The organism is Achromobacter sp., from assembly GCF_057314935.1.
On sequence record NZ_DBHKZA010000152.1, the window covers coordinates 5726 to 6794 of the forward strand.

Consider the following 1069-nt stretch of genomic DNA (forward strand, 5'->3'; position numbering starts at 1 on the left):
TGAACTCGCTTTACAACGTGTTCTACGCCATCTACAGCATGAAGAACGAGAAGTCGGCATCGGACGTGTACGGCGGCATGGACGACGCCAAGATGCACGACCTGGTGCTGGCACAGGCCCAACTGCCCAACCCGCCTTCCAACCCCGACTACCCCAGCCTGCATCGCCAGCCCGCCACGCGCAAGACGCCGCGTCCGCTCAACCTGGTGATCATCCTGGAAGAAAGCCTGGGCGCGCAGTACAGCGCGGACCTGGGCGGCGCCGACCTCACGCCGGAGCTGGACGCGCTGGCACGGGAATCGTGGGCCTTCACGCGCGCCTACGCCACCGGCACCCGCTCGGTGCGCGGGCTGGAAGCGGTGGTCACCGGCTTTCTGCCCACCCCCGCGCAAGCGGTGCTGAAACTGCCCCGCTCACAACGTGGCTTCTTCTCGTTGGCCGATCTGCTGGGCCGCCACGGCTACCATTCGCGCTTCATCTATGGCGGCGAATCGCACTTCGACAACATGAAGGGTTTTTTCCTGGGCAACGGCTTCAAGCAGATCGTTGACCGCGCCGACTTCGTGGACCCGGCCTTCGTGGGCACCTGGGGCGCGTCGGACGAAGACATGTTCAACCAGCTGGACCGCTTGCTGCGGGAAGACGCCGACCAGCCCACCTTCACGCTGGCCTTCAGCGTGTCGAACCATTCGCCGTGGGAATACCCCGCCGGCCGCATCCAGACCGAAGGCAACCCGGCCACCGTGGAAAACACCGTGCGCTACGCCGACTGGGCGCTGGGCCGCTTCTTCGAACGCGCCAAGGCGTCGCCCTACTGGGAAAACACCGTCTTTCTGGTGGCGGCCGACCACGATTCCCGCGTATTCGGCGCCAGCCTGGTGCCCGTGCGCCACTTCCATATCCCGGCCGTGATCCTGGGCGCCGGCATCGAGGCGCGCCGCGACGACCGCCTGATCAGCCAGATCGACCTGCCGCCGACCCTGCTGTCGCTCATCGGCGTGGACACCGAACACCCGATGATCGGCCACGACCTGACGCGCAGCACGCCGGGGCGGGCCATCATGCAGTA

The 1069-nt window shown here is 66.3% G+C and carries 1 protein-coding gene; it reads left to right on the plus strand.

Annotation, left to right across the window (positions count from 1 at the left end):
• On the plus strand, positions 1 to 1069 hold a 1069-nt coding region (locus tag ACO6D5_RS29165), incomplete at both ends, for an LTA synthase family protein (RefSeq protein ID WP_485827322.1).